The sequence below is a fragment of the Chryseobacterium sp. 2P genome, from assembly GCF_059579425.1.
On the sequence record NZ_CM184194.1, the window covers coordinates 2,094,335 to 2,120,995 of the forward strand.

25 protein-coding genes are annotated in these 26,661 nt (G+C 35.7%); 15 read left to right on the plus strand and 10 right to left on the minus strand.

Annotated features, from left to right (window positions below; translation table 11 throughout):
• Nucleotides 1-34: 34 nt before the first annotated feature.
• Entirely contained in the window at nt 35-1,519 is a 1,485-nt protein-coding gene (locus tag AC52CF_RS09590; protein WP_235130756.1) for an aminotransferase-like domain-containing protein, read from the minus strand.
• 65 nt (nt 1,520-1,584) lie between these two features.
• Here AC52CF_RS09590 and AC52CF_RS09595 point away from each other — a divergent pair, with 65 nt between their 5' ends.
• The 5 genes from AC52CF_RS09595 to bioA all read left to right on the plus strand — a co-directional run bounded on the left by AC52CF_RS09595 (nt 1,585) and on the right by bioA (nt 7,068).
• Nucleotides 1,585-2,211 (plus strand): hypothetical protein, encoded by a 627-nt coding sequence (locus AC52CF_RS09595; protein WP_431306815.1) that lies wholly within the window; start codon nt 1,585-1,587, stop codon nt 2,209-2,211.
• Nucleotides 2,201-3,310, plus strand: a complete 1,110-nt coding sequence (locus AC52CF_RS09600; RefSeq protein ID WP_496518109.1) for an aminotransferase class I/II-fold pyridoxal phosphate-dependent enzyme — start codon at nt 2,201-2,203, stop codon at nt 3,308-3,310. Before AC52CF_RS09595 ends, AC52CF_RS09600 begins: the two co-directional genes overlap by 11 nt.
• Before the next feature lie 311 nt (nt 3,311-3,621).
• The gene (gene bioD / locus AC52CF_RS09605; RefSeq protein ID WP_496518110.1) at nt 3,622-4,272 is read left to right on the plus strand and encodes a dethiobiotin synthase; all 651 of its coding nucleotides are present in this window, start codon (nt 3,622-3,624) and stop codon (nt 4,270-4,272) included.
• Nucleotides 4,269-5,249, plus strand: coding sequence for a biotin synthase BioB (bioB, locus tag AC52CF_RS09610; protein ID WP_235130759.1), 981 nt, complete (start codon nt 4,269-4,271; stop codon nt 5,247-5,249). Before bioD ends, bioB begins: the two co-directional genes overlap by 4 nt.
• Before the next feature lie 547 nt (nt 5,250-5,796).
• Nucleotides 5,797-7,068 carry an adenosylmethionine--8-amino-7-oxononanoate transaminase gene (gene bioA, locus AC52CF_RS09615; protein WP_496518111.1) on the plus strand — a complete coding sequence of 424 codons (1,272 nt, stop codon included), beginning with the start codon at nt 5,797-5,799 and terminating at the stop codon, nt 7,066-7,068.
• 6 nt (nt 7,069-7,074) lie between these two features.
• Here the strand turns inward: bioA and AC52CF_RS09620 are convergent, their stop codons facing one another.
• The gene (locus AC52CF_RS09620; protein WP_496518112.1) at nt 7,075-7,395 is read right to left on the minus strand and encodes a winged helix-turn-helix transcriptional regulator; all 321 of its coding nucleotides are present in this window, start codon (nt 7,393-7,395) and stop codon (nt 7,075-7,077) included.
• A gap of 93 nt (nt 7,396-7,488) precedes the next feature.
• On the opposite strand from AC52CF_RS09620, the gene AC52CF_RS09625 reads away from it, so the two are divergent.
• From AC52CF_RS09625 to AC52CF_RS09635, 3 genes are all read left to right on the plus strand, one after another.
• Nucleotides 7,489-8,256 (plus strand): MBL fold metallo-hydrolase, encoded by a 768-nt coding sequence (locus AC52CF_RS09625; protein ID WP_496518113.1) that lies wholly within the window; start codon nt 7,489-7,491, stop codon nt 8,254-8,256.
• Nucleotides 8,257-8,314: 58 nt separating this feature from the next.
• Nucleotides 8,315-8,851, plus strand: a complete 537-nt coding sequence (locus AC52CF_RS09630; RefSeq protein ID WP_496518114.1) for a GNAT family N-acetyltransferase — start codon at nt 8,315-8,317, stop codon at nt 8,849-8,851.
• 109 nt (nt 8,852-8,960) lie between these two features.
• Nucleotides 8,961-9,668, plus strand: a complete 708-nt coding sequence (locus AC52CF_RS09635; protein ID WP_496518115.1) for a DUF421 domain-containing protein — start codon at nt 8,961-8,963, stop codon at nt 9,666-9,668.
• Nucleotides 9,669-9,848: 180 nt separating this feature from the next.
• On the opposite strand, the gene AC52CF_RS09640 is transcribed toward AC52CF_RS09635, so the two are convergent.
• The gene (locus tag AC52CF_RS09640) at nt 9,849-10,700 is read right to left on the minus strand and encodes a helix-turn-helix domain-containing protein (RefSeq protein ID WP_496518116.1); all 852 of its coding nucleotides are present in this window, start codon (nt 10,698-10,700) and stop codon (nt 9,849-9,851) included.
• A gap of 514 nt (nt 10,701-11,214) precedes the next feature.
• On the opposite strand from AC52CF_RS09640, the gene AC52CF_RS09645 reads away from it, so the two are divergent.
• Both AC52CF_RS09645 and AC52CF_RS09650 read left to right on the plus strand, forming a co-directional pair.
• On the plus strand, nt 11,215-11,748 hold the full coding sequence (locus tag AC52CF_RS09645; RefSeq protein ID WP_375181707.1) for a carboxymuconolactone decarboxylase family protein: 534 nt from the start codon (nt 11,215-11,217) through the stop codon (nt 11,746-11,748).
• A 150-nt stretch (nt 11,749-11,898) separates the two neighbouring features.
• A complete protein-coding gene (locus tag AC52CF_RS09650; protein ID WP_336688939.1) occupies nt 11,899-12,819 on the plus strand; it encodes a DUF3078 domain-containing protein in 921 nt (306 codons plus the stop codon).
• A gap of 87 nt (nt 12,820-12,906) precedes the next feature.
• On the opposite strand, the gene AC52CF_RS09655 is transcribed toward AC52CF_RS09650, so the two are convergent.
• From AC52CF_RS09655 to AC52CF_RS09665, 3 genes are all read right to left on the minus strand, one after another.
• Entirely contained in the window at nt 12,907-13,722 is an 816-nt protein-coding gene (locus AC52CF_RS09655; RefSeq protein WP_375181708.1) for a ferritin-like domain-containing protein, read from the minus strand.
• 24 nt (nt 13,723-13,746) lie between these two features.
• The gene (locus AC52CF_RS09660; RefSeq protein ID WP_076390204.1) at nt 13,747-14,454 is read right to left on the minus strand and encodes a ferritin-like domain-containing protein; all 708 of its coding nucleotides are present in this window, start codon (nt 14,452-14,454) and stop codon (nt 13,747-13,749) included.
• A gap of 105 nt (nt 14,455-14,559) precedes the next feature.
• Entirely contained in the window at nt 14,560-15,129 is a 570-nt protein-coding gene (locus AC52CF_RS09665; protein WP_375181709.1) for a fasciclin domain-containing protein, read from the minus strand.
• A gap of 362 nt (nt 15,130-15,491) precedes the next feature.
• On the opposite strand from AC52CF_RS09665, the gene AC52CF_RS09670 reads away from it, so the two are divergent.
• Together AC52CF_RS09670 and AC52CF_RS09675 are read left to right on the plus strand one after the other, a co-directional pair.
• A complete protein-coding gene (locus AC52CF_RS09670) occupies nt 15,492-15,944 on the plus strand; it encodes an RNA polymerase sigma factor (RefSeq protein WP_250902148.1) in 453 nt (150 codons plus the stop codon).
• Nucleotide 15,945: 1 nt separating this feature from the next.
• On the plus strand, nt 15,946-16,758 hold the full coding sequence (locus AC52CF_RS09675) for an anti-sigma factor (protein WP_214589783.1): 813 nt from the start codon (nt 15,946-15,948) through the stop codon (nt 16,756-16,758).
• 77 nt (nt 16,759-16,835) lie between these two features.
• Here the strand turns inward: AC52CF_RS09675 and AC52CF_RS09680 are convergent, their stop codons facing one another.
• The gene (locus tag AC52CF_RS09680; protein ID WP_496518117.1) at nt 16,836-18,680 is read right to left on the minus strand and encodes a chloride channel protein; all 1,845 of its coding nucleotides are present in this window, start codon (nt 18,678-18,680) and stop codon (nt 16,836-16,838) included.
• Between the two features lie 67 nt (nt 18,681-18,747).
• On the minus strand, nt 18,748-20,025 hold the full coding sequence (locus tag AC52CF_RS09685; RefSeq protein ID WP_214589781.1) for an NAD(P)/FAD-dependent oxidoreductase: 1,278 nt from the start codon (nt 20,023-20,025) through the stop codon (nt 18,748-18,750).
• A 141-nt stretch (nt 20,026-20,166) separates the two neighbouring features.
• Here AC52CF_RS09685 and AC52CF_RS09690 point away from each other — a divergent pair, with 141 nt between their 5' ends.
• The 3 genes from AC52CF_RS09690 to AC52CF_RS09700 all read left to right on the plus strand — a co-directional run bounded on the left by AC52CF_RS09690 (nt 20,167) and on the right by AC52CF_RS09700 (nt 25,358).
• Nucleotides 20,167-21,156, plus strand: a complete 990-nt coding sequence (locus AC52CF_RS09690; RefSeq protein WP_214589780.1) for an aldo/keto reductase — start codon at nt 20,167-20,169, stop codon at nt 21,154-21,156.
• Nucleotides 21,157-21,438: 282 nt separating this feature from the next.
• Nucleotides 21,439-24,624 carry a TonB-dependent receptor gene (locus AC52CF_RS09695; protein WP_375181712.1) on the plus strand — a complete coding sequence of 1,062 codons (3,186 nt, stop codon included), beginning with the start codon at nt 21,439-21,441 and terminating at the stop codon, nt 24,622-24,624.
• A 161-nt stretch (nt 24,625-24,785) separates the two neighbouring features.
• The gene (locus AC52CF_RS09700; RefSeq protein ID WP_235130776.1) at nt 24,786-25,358 is read left to right on the plus strand and encodes an OmpH/Skp family outer membrane protein; all 573 of its coding nucleotides are present in this window, start codon (nt 24,786-24,788) and stop codon (nt 25,356-25,358) included.
• Nucleotides 25,359-25,450: 92 nt separating this feature from the next.
• Here AC52CF_RS09700 and AC52CF_RS09705 read toward each other — a convergent pair whose 3' ends face one another.
• Together AC52CF_RS09705 and AC52CF_RS09710 are read right to left on the minus strand one after the other, a co-directional pair.
• Nucleotides 25,451-25,621 (minus strand): lmo0937 family membrane protein, encoded by a 171-nt coding sequence (locus AC52CF_RS09705; protein WP_214589777.1) that lies wholly within the window; start codon nt 25,619-25,621, stop codon nt 25,451-25,453.
• A gap of 133 nt (nt 25,622-25,754) precedes the next feature.
• Nucleotides 25,755-26,552, minus strand: coding sequence for a Cof-type HAD-IIB family hydrolase (locus AC52CF_RS09710; RefSeq protein WP_375181713.1), 798 nt, complete (start codon nt 26,550-26,552; stop codon nt 25,755-25,757).
• Between the last annotated feature and the right edge of the window lie 109 nt (nt 26,553-26,661).

Here is a 26,661-nt window from a genome sequence, read left to right on the forward strand (position 1 = left end):
CATTCAAAAATCTAACCAATATATTTAAAAATCGTTAATGTAGCATCTTTTTCACATGATCCGTTATTATTTCAACCGATTTTTCCATTTCTGTAGTATCGAGGTTTCCAAATCCTAAACGCATGGCGGTTAGATTTTTATTCTGATAAAGTAAGGTTTTAGGAATAAATAAATTGTTTTGCGCACAATTTTTAGAAAGCTGCATTAAATTGATGGGAATTTGCCATTCTGCCCAGACCGCAAGTCCGCCTGACGGTTTTTCGAATTGTATATAATTTCCTAAGTTTTCCTGAATCAGATGGATAAAATAATCTCTTCTTTCCTGATAAATTTTTAATGATTTTTTCAGATATCGGTTAATTTCTCCTTCGGCGATCATTTCTCCTAAAACGTGTTCCATTAAAATATCACCCTGTCTGTCAATAATTCCCAGATGTTTTCTCATTTCAGACATCAGATTTTCGGGAGCAACAATAAATCCTGTCCGAAAACCGGGAGCCAGAGATTTTCCGAAAGAACCGATGTAAATTACCATTCCGTTCGTATCTGCGCTTGCAAGGGGAAGAAGCGGACTTTTGTCGTAATGAAAATCATAATCGTAATCGTCTTCCAGAATGATAAAACCAAATTCATTTGCAAGATTCAGCAGTTCCAGTCTGCGCTGTGCGCTCAACGTAACAGTTGTAGGATAATGATGATGCGGTGTAAGATACAGCATTCTCACTTTCTGCTGTTGGCAAATTTTTCTGACTTCTTCTGTGTTAATTCCGTCATTGTCAATGGAGACTGATTTTATTTTCACCCCTGCTTTTTGAAAAATCATGTTCACCGAGAAATAGCTCAGTTCTGCAACTAAAACAATATCCCCTTCAGATAAAAGAATTTCCGAAGCAATATAAATGCTCATTTCTGTGCTTCTTGTAATAAGAAGATTATTTTTAGAAATGGGCAATCCTCTGGACAAATTTAAATATTTTGAAAGATTTTCTTTAAAAAATTCACTTCCGTCCTGATTGTACTGTCCGATTTTATGCGCCTTTCTTTTTAAAATAGAACTGTAAATTCTGGAATGCTGATCGATCTGAGTTAAGCGGATGTCGGGAATTCCGTCATTAAAAATGTATTCACAATTGGAATATTCAAAAGGATTATCTAAAATATTGGATGTTTTGAAGGTAAATCCAGTTGATTTCGGATAATTTTCGAGCTGAATTTTTTGTAAATTTTTCGATTCCAAAAACTGATACTGGTCTTTTCCGATGATAAAAGTTCCTTTGTTGGGAAGACTTTCCACCCATCCCTGAGAAAACAGTTCTTCGTAAACAGAAACAATGGTATTTCTGTGAACATTCAGCATTTCGCTCAGCATTCTTGTTCCCGGAAGTTTGGTTCCGAATGGCAAAAAACCGCGCTGAATGGCATTAATAAGCTGATTGGAAATCTGCATGTAAATAGAAACTTCGGAATTTCTATTGATTTTTATGAAACTCTGATAAGGAATTTTAACCGGACTATCCATAATCTCAAAACTGGTACCATTTAACCATCCGGCAATATACTACTTTTGAACCAAAACAAAAAAGAATGGAATTGTACAGTCTTTTAGAAAAAATTGTTCAGCAAAATGAAACGCACGCAAAATGGCTGAATACGCTTTCCTTTATGGAAAATGCAGGAGCCAGAAAAATTTCAGCTTGCGAACATCCTACTAACGTGAGTTTAATACAGCTAAAACACGCTGCGGAAGAACATCGCCATGCTTATTATCTTAAAAAGCAGATCCTGAAAATTGATCCTGATATGTGCAAAACGTACAATAGCAATGAACTTTTAGCCGCAACGGCAACGAGACAATATCTTCATTCTCTTGACATTAAAGCGTGTAAATATCTTCAGCAGAATTTCAATCTCAGCAAAGAAGAATTGAAGTATGCGGCTTATCTGTTTGTAACGTATGCTATTGAAGTTCGTGCCGATGAACTGTACCCGGTTTATCAGGAGATTCTGACAAAATATACCTCAAAAATTATGGTGAAATCAATTATTTTGGAGGAAGAAGGACATTTGGAGGAAATGATTAATCAGTTGGACGAATTTTCGGAAGACTGGAAAATTCATGCAGAAATTATTTTAGAGATTGAAAAAGATCTTCATAACCAATGGATTGATGCCATTTCAAAAGAGATTTTACAGGTAAATTATGCTGAATAATTTTCGTCATTTTCAGGAAGCCTTAGAAAAAAGAAAAGAAAGCGGAACCTTACGGGTTTTAAAATCTCAAAAGGAAGGAGTGGATTTTTATTCCAACGATTATTTGGGATTGGCGGGAAATAAAGATTTTCAGCAGATTTTATTAAAAAAAATCAACGAAAAGCCGGAATTACTGAAAGGAAGTACAGGTTCCAGACTGATCAGCGGAAATAGTTTAACTGTTGCTGAAACAGAAGAATGTATAGCCAAAGAACATCAATACGAATCGGCTTTGCTTTTTTCTTCGGGATATAATGCTAATCTGGCTTTGTTTTCAACGCTTCCCAATCGACATGATACCATAATTGTGGATGAAAAAATTCATCGTTCTGTTCATGATGCATGTAGAATGTCGAATGCTAAAAAACTGAAATTCAGGCATAATGATGTTGATGATTTAGAAAGGATTCTGAAAAAGCAAATCGGACTTTCCTATGTTGCAGTTGAAAGCCTGTATTCGATGGATGGAGATATTGCTCCTTTGAAAGAGATTGCAAAAATCACAGCAAAATACAATGCTCAGTTAGTTGTGGATGAAGCTCACGCTTTCGGTGTTTTTGGAAACGGTTTGGTGAGTGAGTTGAATCTACAGGAAAAAGTTTCAGCAACGGTTGTAACCTATGGAAAAGCTTTGGGAACGCATGGTGCGGCGATTTTAACGAATGATTTAATTAAATCTTATCTCATCAATTTTGCATCCCCTTTTATCTATACAACTTCAGCGCACGATTTTCTATGGATGAGTATTTTTAGCGGATATGAATTTTTAAAAGCAAACAGTAGATTATCCATACAACTTCAGGAAAACATTAAAATTTTTCGTGAACAGAATTTAGCCACTCCGTCTTCTGAAAACAGTCCGATTCAGGCCATTATTATTCCGGATAATCATCAGTTGAAAACTTTACAGAACGTTTTATCGGAAAGTGGATTTTTAGCGTATGCGGTTTTCAGTCCAACGGTAAAAGAAGGAACGGAAAGACTGAGGATTTGCATTCACAGTTTTAATACAGAAGAGGAAATTTTGAAGTTAACCGGGATTATTAAAGAATTTGTTTAAAACGTAAATATCATTCAATTGGGGAGTAATGAATCTATTGATTAAGTCTGTTTAAACTTTTATTTAACCGCAAAAGTCACAAAAGATTAACTAAACTTTTATTTAAAGTTGATCATTATAAATCAAAAAGGTAACAATAGTTTTTAAAAATCTTTGATTTTTATTCTTTTGAGCGCTTTAATTATTATAGAAATTCACTTTAATACTGTCTTTTGTGACTTTTGTGGTTAATCCTGAAACAGTTTAAACAATTTTATGATTAAAAAAGGATAGATTTCTCCTTCGTGAAATGACAAGAAACCATTGAAATAATGAACATTGAATTAGAAATACAAAATATGAATCAGAAAAAACTCTTCGTCACAGGAATCGGGACTGAAGTCGGGAAAACGGTTTGTTCGGCGGTTTTAACCAAATATTTTGAGGCAGAGTATTGGAAACCGGTTCAGTCCGGAGATCTGGATTACTCTGATACGATGAAAATTAAAGACTGGGTAGGAAAGCATACGGTTTGCCATCCGGAAAGATATCGTTTTAAACTGGCTGCATCACCGCATCAATCAGCAAAGGAAGAAGGAGTTCTGATTGATCTGAATGAATTTAAACTTCCTGAAACACAGAATCATTTAATCATAGAAGGAGCGGGAGGATTGATGGTTCCGCTGAATGATAATGAATTTATAATTGATTTAATTGAAAAACTGAACGTTCCCGCTGCTTTGGTTGTGAAGAATTATTTAGGCTGCATCAATCATACATTGTTGTCTGTTTTAGTTTTAAACCAAAAGAAAATTAAACTGAAATATTTAATTCTCAACGGAAATTTTCCACCGGACACGGAAAGGGTTATTTGTGAAAATATTCCATCAGAAACTGAAATTCTAAGAATTCCTGACCTTGAAAGTATAACAGAAGAAAGTATAGAAAATATTGCAAAACAATTAGAAAAAATAGAATCATGAATAAGAATCAATTAAGAAACGACTGGACGAAGGAAGAAATAGAAGAAATTTATAATCTTCCGCTTCTGGAACTTGTTTACAAAGCTGCAACAGTTCATCGTGAGTGGCATAATCCTGAAGAAGTTCAGATGTCGACCCTGCTTTCAATTAAAACAGGAGGTTGTCCGGAAGACTGTTCGTATTGCGGACAGGCAGCGCGTTATCATACGAATATTAAAGTTCAGGCTTTACTGCCGACAGAAACGGTCATAGAACACGCCAAAAAAGCAAAAGAAGGCGGCTCATCGCGCTTCTGTATGGCTGCGGCTTGGAGAGAAGTGCGCGACAACCGTGATTTCGACCGTGTGATCGATATGGTAAAAGGCGTAAATGAGCTTGGATTGGAAGTGTGCTGTACGTTGGGAATGTTAACGGAAGATCAGGCAAAACGCCTTCAGGAAGCAGGTTTGTATGCATACAATCACAATCTGGATACTTCTGAGGAATATTATGACGAAATTATTTCCACAAGAACGTTCGACAACAGAATCAATACGATTAATAATGTAAGAAAAGCAGGAATTACGGTTTGTTCGGGAGGAATTATCGGATTAGGAGAAACACCAAAAGACAGGATTTCGATGCTTTTAACATTGGCAACAATGCCGAAACATCCGGAATCTGTCCCGATCAATGCATTGGCAAGAGTAGAAGGAACGCCGCTTCAGGATAACGAAAAAACGAATACCTGGGAAATGGTAAGAATGATCGCCACAGCAAGAATTGTAATGCCTTCATCAATGGTTCGTTTAAGCGCAGGAAGAATAGAAATGACTGAATTTGAACAGGGATGGTGTTTCATGGCGGGAGCCAATTCGATCTTTACCGGAGAACGGGAAACGCTTCTGGTAACGCCAAATCCGGGCGTTTCTGAGGATATGCAGATGCTGCAGACTTTGGGATTAAAGCCGATGATGAAAGAGAAAACGATGTGCTGAAAAGTGAATAGTGAATGGTCAATAGTCAATCGCGAATTTTTGGAGTGTGAAAATAACAATTCAGCATTGAATTCTATTTATACTTTTAGTACTTATCTATTAATGTAAAGAATGATTAAACGCAAAGAAAATGTTTTGTTTTTATCATAAGTAAATCAAAGAAATTTCCGTCAGAGACGGATGATGAAGCGTTCGCTTAATGGCAGATGAAATCTGCTCGACTTTGCTTAGCTTAAATATTAACATGGAAATAAAGTCTTTGCGTTTACAATTTACGATTGACAATTCACAATTCACCATTGAATTTTCAGTACTTATCTATTAATATAAAGAATGATTAAACGCAAAGAAAATGTTTTGTTTTTATCATAAGTAAAGCAAAGAAATTTCCGTCAGAGACGGATGATGAAGCGTTTGCTTAATAGCAGATGAAATCTGCTTTACTTTGCTTAGCTTAAAATATTAATTTAGAAATAAAGTCTTTGCGTTTAAACTTGACGATTGACAATTCAGCATTGATAAAATTAAACATTACGACCAATTATTTATGAATTTACAAGAGCGCGACAGAGCCGTCAACTGGCATCCCTACACGCAGATGAAAACGGCGGAAGATGCAATCCCGATCGTGAAAGGAAGCGGAATTTATCTTTATGATGAAGACGGAAAAAAATACATCGATGCAGTGGCTTCGTGGTGGGTTACGCTTCACGGCCATGCGAATCCGTACATTGCACAAAGAGTTTCTGAGCAGTTGAATACGCTGGAACAGGTTATTTTTGCAGGATTTACGCACGAACCAGCCATTCAGCTTTCGGAAAATTTATTAAAGTTGCTGCCTGAAAATCAGGAGAAGGTTTTTTATTCGGATAACGGTTCTACTGCGGTGGAAGTGGCGCTGAAAATGTGTATTCAGTTCTGGCATAATCAGGGAAAAGAAAAGACGAAAATTCTGGCTTTTAAAGAAGCTTATCATGGTGATACTTTCGGAGCGATGTCGGTGAGCGGAAGAAGTGTCTGGACCAAACCTTTCGGGGAAATGCTTTTTGAAGTGATCTTTATTGATCCGCCGACTTCCGGGAGTATTGAAGATTTAAAAAACATTATAAAAAATCATTCTGAAGAAATTGCGTGTTTCATTTACGAACCTTTGATTCAGGGAGCAGCAGGAATGTTGATGCACAAAGCCGAAGATTTATCAGAATTGATGAAATTTTGCAGAAAAAACGGAATTTTAATGATTCAGGATGAAGTGTTTACAGGTTTCGGAAGAACCGGAAAGCTGTTTGCCGCAAATTATCTTTCGGAAAAACCTGATATCATGTGTTTTTCAAAGGGATTAACAGGCGGAACAATGCCGATGGGAATTACGACTTCTTCACAACAGATTTTCGAAGCATTTTTGTCGGATGATAAATATAAGACGTTGTTTCATGGTCATTCTTTTACTGCAAATCCTTTAGCCTGTACAGCGGCTTTGGCAAGTATGGAATTGCTTTTGAAAGAAGAAACGCTGGAAAAAATCAATGTAATCAGTCAGAAACATTTCAATTTTTCTCAGGTTTTAAAAAATCATCCAAAAGTTGAAAATGTGAGACAGACCGGAACGATTATCGCCTGGGAAATTAAAAATGATGAAAAAACGTCCTATTTTAACGAAATCGGGAAGGTTTTGTATCATGAATTTTTAAAAAGAGGAATCATCATGCGTCCTTTGGGAAATGTGATGTATCTCGTTCCGCCTTACTGCATTACGCCTGAAGAACTAGATTTTGTGTATCGGAATATTCTTGAAGTTTTGGATAGTTTCAGTAATTAATTGATTTTAAATTTTTTGATGTTCGTTTCCCCATTGGTGAAGTTCATCAAGGATAGGTCCGAGCTTTCTGGCTCTTTCCGTTAATTTGTAATATACTTCCGGAGGAAAATTGTAGACTTCAACCCGTTGAATGATATGATCTTCCTCCATTTGTTTGAGTTGTTCTGCCAGAACTTTTTTTGAAACTTTAGGCATTTTTCGCCATAATTCTACAAAACGGACTTCTTTTTCTTCAAAAAGATTCGATAAAATAAGCGGTTTCCACTTTCCGGAGATCATGTCTAATGTTTTTCTCAGTCCGCAGTTTTTAAATTCTTCAAATGTCATACGTTACAAAATTGTATATAGTGCACCTTTTGGTAACCATCGATTATTTAATTTCACTTAAATAATAGCTTTGCAGATACAAAATTAAAGAAAATGGAATTACAATTATGGCGAAATGCAACGCTGCTTTTAAATATTGATGGACTGAACATTTTAATTGATCCGATGTTAGGTGAAAAAGGTTCTTTGGGACAATTCCCGATGGTAGACAATGAATTATTGAATCCGTTAGTGGATTTGCCTTTTGGAGAGGAAGAACTGCAGGAAAAATTAAAAACGATTGATGCGGTAGCCGTTACACATCTTCATCCCGATCATTGGGACCCGAAAGCGATTGAACTTTTAGATAAAAATGTACCCATTATTTGTCCTGAAATCATTTCCGAACAGATTTCCGAGGCTGGATTTAAAAATGTGATTGATTTTAACGATACAATACAGTTTAAAAATATTGAAATTTCTTTAACGGACGGACATCATGGAACAGGGGAAATTGAAGAACAAATGGGCGTAGTTCATGGGTTTGTCTTTAAAAATGCTGAACAGTCGGTTTATATTGTGGGCGACAGTATCTGGTGTGAAGAAGTGGAACAGGCAATTAAAAAACATCAGCCGGAACACATTGTTGTTGCAGGAGGAGCCGCAACTTTTGTCGTGGGAGATCCGATTGTGATGACAAGTCAGGATATTATAAATGTCTGTGAAACCGCGCCGAATTCAAAAATCTGGGTAACACATCTTGAAAGTGTAAGTCATGCAAAAGAAGACAGAAAATTTATTAAAGAAAAAATTAAGGAGAATGGTTTGGAAGAAAAATGTTTTGTGCTGAATGACGGTGAAGAAGCTGAATTAGGTGTTTAAATCTCTTGTTTTAAGATTTGAGATTAAATCTTAATTTAGCCGGATCAAATTATAAAAGATGCATTTAGAAACAGAAAGATTACTGATTCGGGATCTGACTTTGGACGATAAACAGGCAGTTTTTAATTATCGTTCTGATACGGAAGCCAACAAATTTCAGAGCTGGATTCCGGAAACATTGGAAGATGTTGAACAGTTTATTGAAAGAAATAACAAAGAATTCAATCAGCCGGAAAGCTGGTATCAGGTTTTAATTACGGAAAAAGATACAAAAGCTGTGATCGGCGATATCGGAATTCATTTTTTTGGTGCAGAAAATTTGCAGACAGAGTTAGGAATTACTTTAAATAAAGACTTTAAGGGAAGAGGATATGCTTCTGAAGCGTTAAAAGGAGTGATTAATTTTCTTTTCAGTGATCTGAAAAAACACAGGATCATGGCTTCTGTAGATCCGGAAAACATTGATTCTATTAAACTGATGGAACGCGTTGGTTTTAGAAAAGAAGGTCATTTTGTGAAAAGTTTATTCTGGAAAAACAACTGGACAGATGATGTAATCTACGCTTTGCTCAGCGAAGAATGGATTAAAGAATAATAGAAAAAGCCGTTTCAACAGAGGTGGCTTTTATTTTCAGGACAAACGTTCATGCTATATTTTTCTTTTGCTTGGCTTATTTTTTGAACCTTGCAAAAATAAATTTTATATGCTATCCGTATTTCTGTTACAATTAGACTGGAAAGAGCTTTTAATGGGGCACGAAGAATGGTCTTTTATTCTGGAAATTATTCTCCGCACCGCCATTATGTTCATTACCATTATCATAGGATTAAGAGTTTTGGGAAAGAGGGGAGTAAAGCAGCTTTCAATATTCGAACTGGTGGTTATTATCGGACTTGGTTCTGCAGCGGGAGATCCAATGTTTAATAAAGATGTCGGAATTATTTCATCCTTTATCGTATTTGCGGTTATTATTTTTCTGTACACTATTGTAACGTATTTTATCGCAAAAAATAAGAAAATCGAACAGCTTATTGAGGGAAAATCCATCTGCCTGATCGAAAATGGTGAATTTTCCATTGAAAATTTTAAGAAAGAAAATCTGGGGAGTGATGAATTTTTTGCTGAATTAAGATTAAAAGGAATTTCCCAACTTGGGCAGATTGAAAGTGCCATTGAAGAAATTTCCGGAGAAATCAGTGTGTTTTATTTCGAAGATGAAAGAGTAAAGTACGGACTTCCGATTATGCCGGATTCTCTGGATCATCCTGTGAAAACGATTGTTCATCAGGGATTTTATTCCTGCACATTCTGCGGACATACGGAAGAAAAGCCCAAAGGTATGGCTGGAAACTGCAGCAAATGTAAAAAAGATGAATGGGTAGCTTCGAGTAACAAGAAACGCGTTACCTGATAAAAACAAAAAAGACTCCTTAGAAAGGAGCCTAAAAAAACACAAATGATGAAAAAAAATTATTTCGATTCACAAATATAATTAAAAAATGATTTTCAATCCTAATATTTTCAGAAAAAAAATAACATATTTTTTTCATGATGTCAATAGATAAAACTAATTGGTTTAAAATCATCTTTTTTATTTCTTTACAGGCTTTTTCTTCTTAAATGAAACAGGTGTATTTCCTGAAAGTCTCTTGAAAAAATTACTGAAATACGACACGTCATCAAACCCCAGTTCATAGGTAATTTCCTTTACAGATTTATCGGTAAACAGCAAAAGTCTCTTTGCTTCAAGAAAGATTCTCTGCTGAATAACAGACGACGGACTCTGGCTGTTGTACAATCTGAATAGGTTGGATAAAGTCTTTGGCGATTTATGAAGCTGATCTGCATAAAATTTTACAGAATGCTGAGTTTTGTAGTTCTTTTCCACCAAAAGATTAAAACTTCTGATGATATCCAGTTTTACTTCGGGAAGTTCTTCCTTTAAAAACTGCTTTTTTCCAAGTCTTGTAATAATAATGATGAGTCTTTTAATCAGCATTCTGATCATATCCTCCTGAATTCCGTCGATTTCCTGAAACTCCTCAATAAAAATGCTTTGTAAAAATGATAATTTTTCATGATCTTTTTCGTCAACAGCAATAAACATGATGTCGGCTGAACCGTAAAACAGAAATCCGACACAGCTTACTTCTTCATCATGCGTTTCAATACAGTAAAAATCCCTGTTAAACTGCCATGCAACAATTCGGGAGGAATCTTCAAACTGAAAAGACTGATTGACCATGAGACAAAGAACGGTTCCCGATCTAAAAATATATTCAATCCCGTCAATGATTACTTTTTGGTCTTCGCCTTTGTTCCAGGCAATGGTAAGCAGCTTTTTCTCGCGGTCTTTCCCGTAAAAATCCCGGTCGAAAAGTTCGGGATGTACAAAAAGCCGACATTCGGAGCCGGTCTGTTTATTATTTAAAGAATAAATCATTAAGTCTGTTTGAACTTCTTATTTAACCGCAAAAGTAGCAAAAGATAAACTAAACTTTTATTTAAAGTTGGTGATTATAAATGAAAAGCTTACAATAGTTTTTAAAAATCTTTGATTTTTATTCTTTTGAGCACTTGGATTATTCTGGAAATTTCCTTTATCAAGCTTGTTTAAACTTTTTTACCGCAAAAGAAGCAAAAAATTTAAACACTTTAGTTTCTTAAGTTTAGTTTAATAGTTAAATGGAAAAAAAAGTGCACCTAAGTTTTAAAAAATCAAAGATTTTTTCTCTTTGCTGACTTTTGAAATACTTTAAATCCACTAAAGTCTTTTGTCTCTCTTGCGGTTAAATTTAAAATTAGTTTAAACATTAAAATTTCATTTTAATTCAGAAAAACTTTTAAAAAAGTCAGAAAGGGAAAAAATCTAAATCTTTCGGGAAATTCTGCTATGGAATTGCCTTTCCTGAAACCGCAACTTTGCAGTGTAAAATTAATTAAACAAATTAAAAACAATGAAAAATTTTGAAGTTCCTCAAAAAGAACAAGTATCAGCAGCAAATCAGGCAATTTTTGAAAATTTAGAAAAAGGAATTGGCTTTGTACCAAATTTGTATGCAACTTTTGCCTATTCGGAAAATGCCCTTTCAACGTATATTGCATTACAAAGCTCTAAAACTTCCTTAAAAGCGAAGGAGAAAGAAGTGGTAAATCTTGTGGTAAGCCAGTTCAATAACTGTTTATATTGTTTAAGTGCTCATACAGCCATCGCTAAAATGAACGGTTTCACAGATGAACAGATTATTGAGATAAGAAAAGCAGATGTTTCATTTGACTCGAAATTGGATGCATTGGCGAAGGTAGTACAATCTATTGCTCAAAATAAAGGAGCGATTTCTGATGAAATAAAAGAAAACTTTTTTAAAGAAGGGTATACAAAGGGAAGTCTCGTAGATGTAATTGTTTTAACAGGCGATAAAATAATAACCAATTATCTTTTTGCAGCCACTGAAGTTCCCATCGACTGGCCTTTGGCAAAAGCAATTTAATTCACATTATTTTTTTTTAAAACTGTTCCTTATTGCGAACAGTTTTTTTTGTATAATGACGTAAAATAATTTCAGATAAATTCATTTAAGTTCAAAATTTTTAATAAATCATTAAATTTTATTTTTAATTTTAAACTAAAATATAAACCTATGAAAAGAAAATTACTTCCGTTTATCGTTTTACTAGGGATTCATTTATCTGCTCAGGAAAAAAGCGAAGCTGCTGTTTCGGATACTGCAAAAGTATGGAGCATTCAGGGGCAGAATACCTTAATGCTCAATCAGGCGGCTTTTTCAAACTGGGTTGGAGGAGGAGCCAATAATGTGGGGTGGCTTGCCGGACTGAACTATAATCTTACCTACGAAAAAGGAAAAGATCTGTGGGAAAATATTATTATTCTCGGATACGGACAAAATAATACGAAAGGAGTCGGCACAAGAAAAACTCAGGATGTCATTAATCTTTCGACCAATTACGGAAGAGAATTTGCAAAAAACTGGTACATTTCTGCAGGAGCCAGTTTGCAGACGCAGTTTGCTCCGGGATACGCGGACGGAAATAATCCGGATGCAGCTAAAATTTCAAATTTCATGGCTCCCGGTTATTTGAATATGGGAGCAGGGGTAACGTACAGACCTAATGACAATTTTACGGCTACAATACGTCCTGCGAATGCAAGATGGACTTTTGTACTGGATAAAGATCTTCAGTATAAGGGAATTTATGGGCTGAAAAATGACGGCGATTCATCTTTATTTCAATTCGGTTTTTTGGGAACAGCTATGTACAAGCTGAAGATCATGGATAATATCACCCTGATTAATACAGGTTCCGTTTTTTCCAATTATCTGGATCATCCGGAAAGACTCGTGCTTGCCTACAGCGGAATTTTAAATATGAAAATCAATAAGTTCATTTCTACCAACGTTACTCTGGACTTATTGTATGATCATAACCAGATTGCCAAAACACAGCTAAAACAGACTTTAGGAGTTGGTTTTGCCTATAATGTTGATAATGGCAGAAAACGTTCTGACAATAAAGAAAATCAGACATGGATGAAAAAATAATTAACAGTTTTTTTTAATATTTTCAAAATCCCTTTCCGAACATATCGGAAAGGGATTAAACAGCTAAAAATTTAAGGTAAAAACTCCTCAGACAATGAATAATGATGCAATTGCCTGGGCATCACTTCCAATTAAAATTTCGTCATAGGCAGCAGAACCTGCAGCAGCTCCGAAAGCTGTAGCGGTATTAAAGCCTGCCTGATTTGTATTGCCTTCTCCTGCGTAAACAGGGTTGGTTGCAGAAGGCATATTTCCTCCGTCTGCCAATTCTATCCATCCTTTATTCGCTCTCATTCTTCTCACCTGTGAAGCGTGTCTTGCTTCTACCGAGTGAATCTGTAACGCCGCCTGAAGAACAGTCTTGTTAGACATTACGTTTCCTGCCTGTCCTTTATACGCTCTTACTCCTGTATCTTCAAATGCCTGCGCTAAAACCAAGAACTGATTGTAATCTGTAAAAGGTGAAAAACTTCCGTTCGCCGTAAAATCGAAGGTTGGTTTAGCTCCCGGAGTTACTCCCAAAGAAGTTAAAGTATTTTTCAGAAAGGTTACGTGTGCAGATTCATGTTTTGCGATCTGCATAAATACTACACGGTCTGCACTTGGAATTAGGGATGATGCCGCTAATCCTAATGCATAATATTCATTTTCAAGATATTCTAAGACCAAAGCTAATTGCAATGCATCCGTTAAAGCACTTTTAAAGAATGTTGCATTTTTTGTAGTGTCTGTGGTTTCAGCTTTTGCAGGAGTCGTCATTAAGGCTCCTAATCCGAAAGGAACTGCAGCAATAACCGCTTTTTTCCCGAAAGATGAAATATTGGTAAGTGTTTCTAATCTTGATGTTTCTGTAGTGAAGAATTTATCATCAGAAAGCTTATCTAGTAATTTAAGAATATTCATAATGTAATTTTTTGAAGTGAATAATTAACCGATTCCCTGTTCTTTCCAAGTGAAAGGTGTTTTGAAAAATCCTCCCGCTGCAGATACAACTTCTTTTGGTTCTTTGGCAAGATCCAGTCCGTTAGCATCAATCACATCATCACCGGAGAAAGCCGCAGTTCCGGGGTTGATAAGGTTTCTGATCGCTGAAGCGTGTCTTGCTTCTACGGAAACAATTTTACCTGCAATTACAAGATAATCTGCATTGGTAATGTATTTTCCAGCTCCGTTATACGCTGCAACTCCCGTATCTTCCAATGCTTTTGCAGTAGCAAGCACAGAGTTTCTGTCGTTAAAATTTACATTTGGATATTGAAATTCCAGAGTAGGCAAGACGTTAGATGTTGCTCCGCTGATCGCTGCCTTAAAGAAGTCTCTGTGGATTACTTCATGATGATAAAGATCTGTAAAAAGTTGTTTTTCGGCATTTGAGATTCCGGAATAGAAATTATTAACCACTTTGGTATAGAAATCTGCTTCCAACTGTTCAAGTGCATAAGCGTAATTTAATACACCCACATCACCTTTTCCAAGGTCGAAAACGTTATTTTCAACCATATCGAAATTATCGTCATCACAACCGATCATGGTAAGACCTGCAAGAGCAAGACCTACACCGCTCAGTTTCAAAAAATTTCTTCTGCCTGTATCCAGAGTCGCTCCCTGGTTAGAAACATTAATAGTTTTTTTCATAATATTATTTTTTAGTGTAGAGATTTATTTATTGTTAATGTGTTTTTAGATAAGTTTGAAAGAAAACAGCATAAATATTATGCTGTTTCTCACACTTAAAAATTATTATGGCATTAATACCGTATCGATAACATGAATTACACCATTGGATTGGTTAACGTCTGCAATGGTTATTTTTGCATCGTTCCCTTTAGCGTCTCTTACATAAAGATTTTTACCTTTTGCCCAGAAAGTAAGTTCTTCACCTTCTACTGTTTTCATCATTGCTTTACCGTTTCCTGCTTTTACAGCTGCCCAAACCTGTTTAGAGCTGTATTTTCCCGGTAAGACATGATAAGTAAGGATTTTTGTAAGCATTTCTTTATTTTCAGGCTTTACAAGATTTGCTACTGTTCCTTTTGGAAGTTTTGCAAAGGCTGCATCTGTAGGCGCAAATACTGTGAAAGGTCCTGCTCCCTGTAAAGTTTCTACAAGACCTGCAGCTTTTACGGCAGCCACCAATGTTTTGTGGTCTTTAGAATTTACTGCATTCTCGATAATGTTTTTTGAAGGATACATCGGCGCTCCGCCAACCATTACTGTTTTTTCCTTCATTGTCTGTGCTGTTACGTTTCCACTGAAAGCGAATGATAAAGCCACCATTCCTAAAACTGCGATTTTTGATCTTGTATTCATTTCTTTTGATTTTTAATGATAAATTATTTGATTTGTCTGTTCTTAAAATCATTTACGAACTCGGTTTTATTTTGGATTTAAAAAATTGAATAAAAATCACAATCAATTGAAAAACAGTGTATTAAATTTTGTTTTTATTTTAATATAGTGGAATATTATTCATAATCTGTTAACATATACCTACATTTAATAAGGATTTAAAAGAATTTTTAAAATTTGGTTATGATTAATATTATTGTTACTTTTGATGAGTAAAATAATTTACTATTAAAACAAAATATTCTGAAGAGCAGCTAATCGTTTTATTAAAAGAAAAAAACGAAACCGGTTTTCATCATCTGTATGATCACTATTCAGGTGCGTTGTACGGAGTAATTCTTCGAATTGTTCAGTCTAAGGAATATACAGAAGAGATCATTCAGGACGTTTTTGTTAAAATATGGAATTCTATCCACCAATATGATGCTTCGAAGGGCAGGTTTTATACCTGGATGATAAATATAGCAAGAAATACAGCGATCGATTATTTAAAATCCAAAGGTTTTCAGAATGAACTGAAAAACCAATCGCTTCCGGATTTCGTATATAATTCTGCAGAGCTTTCAACAACCAACAACTCTTCCGATTACATCGGTTTTGCCAACGTGCTTGAAAGTCTGGAAACTGACAAAAAGGAACTTATCGATCTCGCGTATTATCAGGGATATACACAAAATGAAATATCCGAAAAACTGAAGATACCGCTGGGAACGGTTAAAACTAAAATGAGGAATGCACTTATGAAATTAAAAGATTTGCTAAAAGATTATCAATAAATTGAACACTAAAGAATACATATCATCCGGAATCATAGAATCTTATATTCTAGGTCTTGCTTCTCCTGAGGAGGCGGGTATTTTGGAGTGTGTGATGAAAAACAATGCAGAAGTAAAAACTGCTTTTGAAGAAGCACAGAAAACACTGGAAGATCTTGCAACGGCACAGGCAGTCGCACCTCCGGCAGATTTAAAATCAAAGATTTGGAACAGAATTCAGCAGGAACAGACTGCTGAAGAAGAAGAAAAGCCTGTATTTTCTGCAGATATTCCTGCAGCAAAACCACAGGAAGAGATAAGAATTCAGGGAAATAATAACTGGAAAGTATATACCGTTGCAGCATCGGTTCTGCTTCTGGTAAGCGTTGGCGGAAATATTTTCTGGATGAACAGCCAGAAAGAAACAAAAGCAGCCATTGCAAAAATGGAAACTGAGAAAAATGCTCAGAATCTTGCAATGCAGAAAATGAATCAGAAAATGGAAATGATTTCCAATCCTGATATGAAAATGGTAAAACTGAAAGGCGTAGAAAAACACACCGATTCCAAAGCAATGGTTTTCTGGGATACCAAAACTAAAGATGTTTATCTTGATGCCGAAAGTTTACCAAAAGCTCCGGAAGGAATGCAGTATCAGCTTTGGGCGATTGCAGACGGAAAACCTGTGGATGCAGGTATGTATACTGAAGAAAAAGACAGCAAGATTGCTCTTGCCAACATCACCAATGCTCAGGCTTTTGCCATTACACTGGAAAAAAAGGGCGGAAGTCCGGTTCCTACAATGGAAAATATGTATGTGATGGGAGGAGTTTAATTCAATAAAATTTAAAATATAAAGACCGACGGAAATGTCGGTCTTTTTTGTTGATGATGAAAATATTTTTAAAAATCCTATTCAGAATATTCTTTTAAAAGCTGTCGGTAGCTCATTAATATTGTTGATTTAGATATAAATCCTATAAATTGATTATTATCATCTACAACTGGCAAATTCCAGACTCCGGTGTCATCAAAAGTCTGAAGGATCTCAAGAGGCTGGTCTTCCGGACGGATAATCGCAGGAGGAGCTTTCATGATATGAATAATTGTTGCGGAAACTTCATCATTGCTAAATAAGTAAGGTCTGATATCATCCAGTGTTAAAATTCCTCTTAAAACCTGGTCTTCATTTATTACCGCAAAAATATTTTTATTTCCGCTTTTTACCAATTCAAATAATTCAGTAACAGGAGCATTCTCGTTAATAGTCTGAGAATATCTGTCAATAAATTCTTCCGTTTTTAAAGAGAAAAGAATGTTTTTATCATGCTTATTGGTGAAAATTTTCCCCTGATCTGCCAAAGATTTCAGTTCCGGAGAAATAGGAGAGAACCATTTAGCAATCAGATAAGAAATAATGGAAACAATCATCAGCGGAATAAAAAGATCATACCCAAAACTGGATTCTGCAATCAGGAAAATAGCTGTTAAAGGAGCATACATTACGCCGCTCATGGCTCCCGCCATTCCTACCAGAACAAGATTCGTAACAGGAACTTCTGTAAAGCCAATCTGCTGACAGACAACTGCAAAAAGATAACCTACTGTTCCTCCCGCAAAAAGAGAAGGTGCAAAATTACCGCCGTTTCCGCCACTGAAAATAGTGAAAGATGTTGCAAAAGCTTTCAGCAATAAAACCAGAATTAAAAAAATGATAATCGTAAAATCTTTGATTTCAAAATATCTGAAAAAACTGTTCTGAATAATATTGTGGGTATTTCCGTTGGTAAAAGCTTTCACCGTATCATAACCTTCTCCGAATAACGGTGGAAAAAGTACACAAAGCAAAGACAAAACAGCTCCGCCAAACATTGCCTTTCGGAGTCTGGACATTTTCAGCCCTTTGATAAAATGTTCAACTTTTTGGGAAATCACCACAAAATATCTTGCGTATAGACCTGTAACAATTCCTAAAATAAGATAATACGGTACATTTTTATAATTAAAAGCTTCTCTTGTATAAAACCTGAAAAGGACATCTTCCTGAAGCAGAATTCTAGACAGCAAACTTCCACAGACTGCGGCAACAACCAAAGGAATAAAGTCTGTAAATACAACTCCCGTTAAAAGAATTTCAAAGGCAAACATAATTCCTGCAATCGGTGCATTAAAAGCGGAAGCGATTCCGGCAGTGGCTCCTGCAGCGAGTAAAAGGGTTCTTTCTTTGTAGCTGAGACGATAGGTCTGCGCAAAATTGGAACCGATGGCTGCTCCGGTTACTGCAATCGGACTTTCAAGACCTGCAGAACCACCAAATCCTACTGTTATAGCACTCTGTACAATCTGCGAGTACATTTTAACGGAAGAAACAATGCTTGAATTCTGTGCAATTTCATATAAAATCGCTCCGATCCCCTTTCTATCCTGTCCTTTAAATATCGTTAAAACGATGCTTATCGTTAAAACAATTCCCAGAAACGGAAAAATAATATAAAACAGAATCTGGTATTCAAAATGAACTTTTGTGGTAATAAAATGATGAATATTGTGAACAAGAGTTTTAAGAATTACTCCTGCCAAACCTGCTGAACATCCGACAATAATTCCGGACAAAACCAAAAACTGATTTCTGCTGAGTCTGTTGTTTAGCCAATGTAAAATGAGTTCGTAGCTGCGCGCTTTTTCAAGTCCATACTTCTGAAAGTCTCTCTTGAACTTCAGAAAGCTCAGAAACTTTTTCCTGTTATGAATATTCACTTTTGGGAATTTTAGACCGTAACCGAATTGTTACAGTTCCGTAAAGTTATGAAATAAATCATGAAATTTAAAATTCTGTGTGAAACGCATTTTCCTTTTTAGGTCTTAAAATAAGACGGATGGAAGGATTGTTGGTAATAAATAATCTTAACCAGTTGAAAGCCAGACGCACCCTGCTTCCAAAACTTATCAATGGAATAATATGAATAAAAAGCCACGTTAACCACGCCATAAATCCTTTGTAGGAAAACTTAGGAAGATCTACCACCGCATTGAATTTCGAAATAATTGCCATACTTCCTTTATCATTATATTTGAAAGGAGTGAGTACCTTTTCCTCTTCAATTCTTTTAAAATTTTTACCTAAATTTCTGGCATGCTGTATCGCAACCTGAGCCAGCTGCGGATGTCCTTTCGGGAAATTTTCATCGGAGAACTGCAATGCAATATCGCCTAATGCGTAGATGTTTTTCATTCCCTGAACTTTATTATAAGCATCTGCTAATATTCTTCTTCCTTTACCTAAACTCTCTGCCGGAATTCCGGGAACTTCACGACCGATAACACCTGAAGTCCAGATTAGTGTTTCTGTTTCAATGGTTTTCCCGTCTCCTAAAATTACTTTTCCATCCACATAATCCTTTACGGCTGTATTTAAAATAATTTTTACCCCTAACTTTTTAAGCTGATCGTGGGCAGCTTCCTGAGCCATCTTGCTCATCGGAGAAAGTAAAGTCGGAAGAGCATCAATTAAATAAATGCTGGAAAGGCTGAGTTTAATTTCAGGATATTCTTTTTCAGCGATATAGCTTCCCATTTCCGCAATCATTCCCGCAAGTTCCACTCCGGTCGGCCCGCCTCCTGCAATCACAATATTCTGAAGTTTCTGTGCTTCTTTGATGTTTTTATTTCTCGCAGCTTCTTCAAGAGTTAAAAGCATATAATTTCTTAAGTAAAGTGCTTCATCAATGGTTTTCATAGGAATAGAACATTTCTTTACATTTTCCATTCCGAAGAAATTAGATTCCGTTCCCAAAGCAAGAACCAGATAATCATAATGCAGATTTCCCGTATCGGTTTCAAGAATATTATTTTCATGATCCACGTTTACAAGACTTCCCATATGGAAATTTACATTTTTATAATTTGAAAGTAATTTCCTGAAAGGATAGCTGATATTCGAAGCCTCAATAAATGATGTAGCAACCTGATAAATCAATGGCGGAAAGAAGTGATAATTGTTTTTATCCACTAAAGTAATTCTGAATCTTTTATCATTAACCAAAGATTTTATAAGATTAATTCCTGCAAAACCTCCTCCTACGATTACGATGTGCTTTTTCATATGTATGTGATTGAAATGGTAACCAATTTTATTCAATAATAAAGCCAAATGTAAGGTTTGTGGTATTTATACATAAAGATTTATTGTTAAATTATCAGCACGATGTTTGTATCGTTTAGAACAACCAAATTTTACAACAATATGAAAACAGATGTTTTAAAGGAAAAACACAGGCTCGGATTAGGCGGAGTAGCCATCGGAACAGCTTTTGACAAATTAACAGACGGTGAATCCTACGAAGTCCTTCAAAAAGCGTGGGATCTCGGTATACGATATTACGATACTTCACCGTGGTACGGATTAACAAAAAGTGAAAGACGATTCGGAAATTTTCTTCACGGGCAGAACAGGGAAGAGTTTGTATTATCCACGAAAGTCGGGCGTTTATTTGTGGAAGTTCCGGAAGATGAAGTTCCGCCAACCATGTGGAAAGCGCCTTTAAATTATGATTTTGAACACAATTACACAGCAGATGCCATAAAAAGGTCTATTGAAGAAAGTCTTGAAAGAACACGATTGAGCCATATTGATATTGTTTATGTACATGATTTGTCGGAAGATCAGGTGGGAGACCGTTATCCCTATTTTTTAAAACAGGCGAGAGAAGGCGCTTTTAAAGTTTTATCGGAATTGAGAGATCAGGGTGTCATTAAAGCATGGGGAATGGGCGTTAATAAAATTGAGCCGATTCTGGATTGTCTGGATTCCGCAGATCCGGATATTTGTCTTTCTGCAACGCAATATTCTATTCTGGAACATGAAGATGCGGTCGACAGACTGCTTCCAGCGGTAAGGAAAAAAGGAGTGAAGCTGGTTTCCGGCTCAGGTTATAATTCAGGTTTTATCAATGGACGAGATCGTTACAACTATAAGGATGTGATCCCGAAAGGAATGAAAGAAAAACGTGAAAAAATTGATGAAATAGCGAAAAGATACAACACAACCATTACACACGCCGCACTGCAGTTTGTTTTGGTCGCCGATGAATTTGCCTCTATTATTCCCGGAGCAAGCAAGCCGGAACAGGTGGAAGACAATGTAAAGGCTTTGAATGAAAAGATTCCGGCAGATTTCTGGAAAGAGTTGAAATCCGAAGGACTGATCTATGAAAAAGCTCAGGTTCCTCATTAAAATAAACTTCTGCTGCCTCTCGACTGAGAGGCTTTTTTTTTAGATAAAAATTTAAAATTAATAAAAACTTAAATAAAGATTAAAGCTTAAAACATCCATAAACAGATGTGTTTTAACTAAAAATTAAGATTTATTAAAATTAAAATGATCTATCCAAATAAATCTTTTTAATTTTTTTTTAAGAAATTATTAAGCATTTTGTCATGTAATGTTATCTGTATGTTAACGCACAGGGAATCTACTTCGGGATAATTTTGCGGTAGAATTTTGAAAGTATAAAAAATGAAAAAACTTATCTGTGCTGTAGCTTTACTCTCTTTTAGTTTAGCCTTTTCGCAGGAAACCAGTTCAAAAATTTTCGGAAGATTAAAAGGAACAACTTCTGAAATGACCATCAAAGTAATCCATGTACCGACTAACAGCAGTTTCGAAACAAAAAGTAACAAAAACGGACAGTTCAGTCTGGACAATCTTCAACCCGGAGGACCTTATACCATCGAAGTAATGGATGGTGCAAATGTGGTTTATTCCAACAGCAATGTACAGCTTTCTTTAGGAAACAATGATCTTCCGGTGGTAGAAGTGGGAAGCAAAGAAAAGATTATCGATGAAGTAAAACTGACTTCCAAAAGAGCAACCGCTGCAAAATTCGGTGTCGGAATCAGTCAGGCACAGATCTCTGGCCTTCCAAATATCAACAGAGGAATTCAGGATGTTACGAAGCTGATTCCCCAAAGTGCCAATAACTCCTTCAACGGAACAAATTTCCGCTACAACAACGTAACAATTGACGGTTCTATTAACAACGATGCGATCGGATTCAGCCCTTCTTTAGGCGGACAGACAGGAACTTCGGGAATGCCGGGAAGCAGCACGCGTTCAAATTCCATCAGTTTGGATGCTATTCAGGATGTGCAGGTTTACATCGCTCCTTACGATGTGAAATTAGGAAATTTTCTAGGCGGAAGTATCAATGCAGTTACCAGAAGCGGAAGCAATAATGTGGAAGGCTCTTTGTACATGTACGGAAGAAATGCAGCTATTACAGGAAATAACAGAGTGGGAGACAATTCTAAAATGCCAGGTTCTTTCGAAGATTTTATTTACGGAGGCAGAGTAGGATTACCGGTTTTGAAAGATAAACTTTTCTTATTCAGTAATATAGAATATACAAAAAGAACAGATCCTGTTTTCTATAACGCAGGAGATCAGGGAGCTCTGGTAAGTAATGATTTGGCTCAGCAAATTGCAGCTTTTGTTAAAAATAAATATGGCTTTGATGCCGGAAGTTTCAATAATTACAATAATTTTGCTGAAAGCGGAAAACTTTTCAATAAACTGGACTGGAAAATTAACGATAAGCATACTTTATCCATTAAAAACAATACGGTATTTTCACAGGCTTCAAACCTTGAAAGAGACGGTGCAAACTTCCGTTTTTCAAGCATGGATTTTATTCAGAAAAACACGTCTTCTACCACAACTTTAGAGCTAAAAAGCCGTTTTAATGATAAATGGAATAACAACTTAGTTGTAGGATATTCTTCAATTCACGATTACAGAGATCCGACTTCTCAAAATGCTATGTTCCCGCAGGTTGAAATTTCTTACAACGGAGGAACTATTTTATTAGGAAATGACAGGGAAGCAACGGTTTTTAATATGAAGCAGAAAACTTTTGAAATTACGGATAACTTAACGTACAAAACAGGTCATCACACGTTCTTATTAGGAACTCACAATGAATTGTACAACATCGATTACGGTTTTGTGAATGCTTTAAACGGAAGAATTTCTTATAAAAGTTTAAATGATTTTTATAACTCAAATCCTGCAAGAATCAGGGGAACGTATTCTTTAACAGGTCAAAACAGAGATGATCTGTTTAACAATCCTTATGCAAGCTATAAAGTCAACCTGTTATCAGCATATCTTCAGGATGAAATTAATTTAGGAAGATTAAGGTTAACTCCGGGAGTAAGAGTTGATTATACAGATTTACCTGATAAACCGATGCTGAGTCCTAAAGTAACCATCTCTCCTGCAGATCCAAACTACGGAAATACATATACTTACACACCGCTAAGCCAGCTAACAAACAATTATCTGAACAAACCGACCATCTCGCCAAGATTAGGATTTAATTTAGATCTAACCCAAAACAGATCTTTAGTAATGAGAGGAGGTTCAGGAATTTTTGTGGGAAGAATTCCGTTTGCATGGCTGGGTTATGCATATTATAATGACGGAGTTGGATTCGGAAGTTATGATTATAATTCGCCAACTGCCGCACAATTGGCAACAAACGGAGATCCTCTGGTAAGCTCAAATTTTCCGAAATGGCAGAATTCATCAAAAGTTCAGGTCGATTTAATTGATAATAACTTCAAAATGCCAAGAGTCTGGAGAAGTTCATTAGCTTTTGATTATACCGTTTCAGGATATAAATTTACATTAGAAGGAATTTACACAAAAGTTTTATATGATCTTAAATTCCAGCAGGTTAATAAAACGGATAACGTAACGTATTTCAGCTATGATACCAATCACGAAATGCCGGTCTACACAACGAACATTAACAGTAACTTCTCTAATGCTTATATGCTTTCCAATACAAAAGAAGGGTACAGATACAATTTAACAGTCCAGCTTCAGAAATCTTATAATTTTGGCTTAAATTTCTTCGTTGCATATACGTATGGTGATGCGAAAGACATTACAAACGGGATCAGAAATTCTATGGAAAGTAACTGGCAAATGAATCAGTCTTTAACACCAAATGATCCCAAATTATCAACTTCTAATTTTGCAATTAAAAACAGAGTTGTTGCAAATGTAGGGTATACTTTACCACTTTCTGAGTCGAACAGGTTATCGGCGAATGTTTATTTCAATGCACAATCCGGAAACCCTTTCTCTTGGGGATTTGTAAACAGTACCATTGCAAATACAGGACAGGCAGCAGGTTTAGCTTATATTTTCAAAGATGCAGCTGAAGCAACGAAATATATAGCTCCGATTAAAGACGGATCCGGAAATATTCTGGTTACTACAGCTCAGCAGGTTGCCGATTACGAGAAATTCATCAGCAGTAATACATATTTAAACAGCAGAAGAGGAAAATTCACAGAAAGAAACGGAGATTTCACTCCTTGGAATATTCAGGCTGACTTCAGAATAATGGATGAAATAAGATTAAGCGAAAAATCTAAAAATACGCTTCAGATCTCATTAAGTATCATCAATTTAACGAATTTGTTAAACAAAGACTGGGGAAAAGTTTATTTCGTACCAAATACATTCAACTCAACTGCAAGTGTAGGTTTAACGAAGGTCGGAAATATTGCCTCCGGACAGCCTTCTGCAGGAGATCCAACGTATAACTTCAGAACACCCGGGCTGCCTTACACCATCGATCAGTTTGCGTCGAGATTTCAGGCACAGCTGGGAATCCGTTATAATTTTTAACAGTATTTTCATTTCTTACATAATATAGACTTATTAGATTCTTTCAAGAAGAAGTCCGAAGTTTCTTTTTCGGGCTTCTTTTACTGTTAATATAACTAAGCATTTAGTTATATTTATTATATTTGCTGACTTTTAGAAACGAAAATAAAAATTAAATAAAGATGAAAAAGTTTATCACAACATTTTCTTTAGCGGCAGGACTTTTCCTTACGTCTAACATGGTAAGTGCACAGCAAAAAATCGGGCACGTAAATTCTGATGACATTTTTGCGAATCTTCCGGAAGCTAAAACAGCAGAAGGATCATTAGATACTTTCACAAAAACAAAACAGGGTGAAATTGAAAAGATGATTACTTCTTACCAGACAAAACTAAAAGCAGCTCAGGATAAGGAAAAGACAATAAGTGAAGCAAATAAGGAAACTGTAATTAAGGAATTAACGGCAGCTCAGACAGAATTGCAGACTTTAGGTAAAGATATTGAAGCTTCCAGAACAAAAGCTGCGCAGGAAATTTCTAAAAAACAGACCGAATTATTCGCTCCTATTCAGAAAAAGGTAAGCTCTATGATTGCTACTGTTGCGAAAGAAAAGGGATTGGCTTATGTTTTTGATATCGCACCTTCCCAGGGAAACAGTCAGGTTGCTTATATGGATGGAGGAGAAGATATTACTCCGACTGTAAAATCTAAACTTGGAGCTACAGCAACTGCTGCGAAACCTGCTTCTAAATAATTTTTCTGGAAAAATATTCATCTGAAAAATAAAAAAAGCTGGAAATTATGAATATTTAATTTCCAGCTTTTATTTCATTGTTCTACATCGATCTAATCGAGCGGCTTTCGGCCTGATATCAGATTATACAGTACCACGATAATGGCAATAACCAGTAAAACGTGAACCAGATATCCTGTACTCATTCCCGGAACGACTCCTAACATTCCTAAAAGCCATACCACAATACAAATGACTGCGACTAACCATAATATACTTCTCATAATTAAAAATTTTAAGTGATTTGATAAAGTAGATACACATATTATGCCCTTTTATTAAAAACAGCTTAAAAATATATACCACATATTATGAAAAGTGGATATTTTCCTTCAAAAATAAGAGTGTAAATGAAATTTAATTCAGAACCCCAAAATGAATTAAAGCTTTTTCAATTCCATGATTGTCAACATCTTCTGTAATGTAGTCTGCAACTTCTTTTAAGCTGTCATTAGCATTTCCCATTGCAATGCCGATTTTTGTAAATTTTAACATAGAAATATCATTTCCGCCGTCTCCGAAAGACATGGTTTCTGAAACATTAATATTAAAATGTCTGCAGAAATTTTCAATTCCGGTCTGTTTACTGATGTTTCCGGGATTTACATCGGCAAAAAGCGGAGTCCATCTGGAAGATATGCTTTTTGGCATTACTTCTTTCATGAATGTGGCTTCAGCCTCCGGTTTCAGAAAAATATTAGCCTGAAGCACATTCTCAACATCAATATTTTCTTTATCATGAATGGGCGGAACAGGAATATTAATATGAGAATACATTCCCACCACTTCCGGCGTTGCATCATTTATTTCAACCTTATCTTCATACATTAAAGAATAGCTCAACGGAATATTTTTAGCATAATTAATCAGACTTTTGATGTCGGAAGGATCTATTGTGTATCTGGAAATCAGCTTGTTGGATGTTGTGATACAGTATGCTCCGTTAAAAGTGATAAAGCCGTCAAACTTCAGATGATCGATATGATGCAGAGAATTGATTGATCTTCCCGTTGCTATAATTACTTTTATTCCTTTTTCTCTGAGTTTCTGAATTGCATTTTGAGTTGAAGAGGGTACTTTTCCTGTTTTAAAGCTTAATAAAGTTCCGTCTATGTCGAAAAATACGGCTTTAATGTTGTGATCTTGGGTGTTCATTGAAGTTTAATGATTTAATCGTTTAAGTTGTATAACAAAAATACAACAATATAATTTTGTTTTATGATGTCGTATTTTAATTAAAACTGAATTATTGCAGAATCTGTAA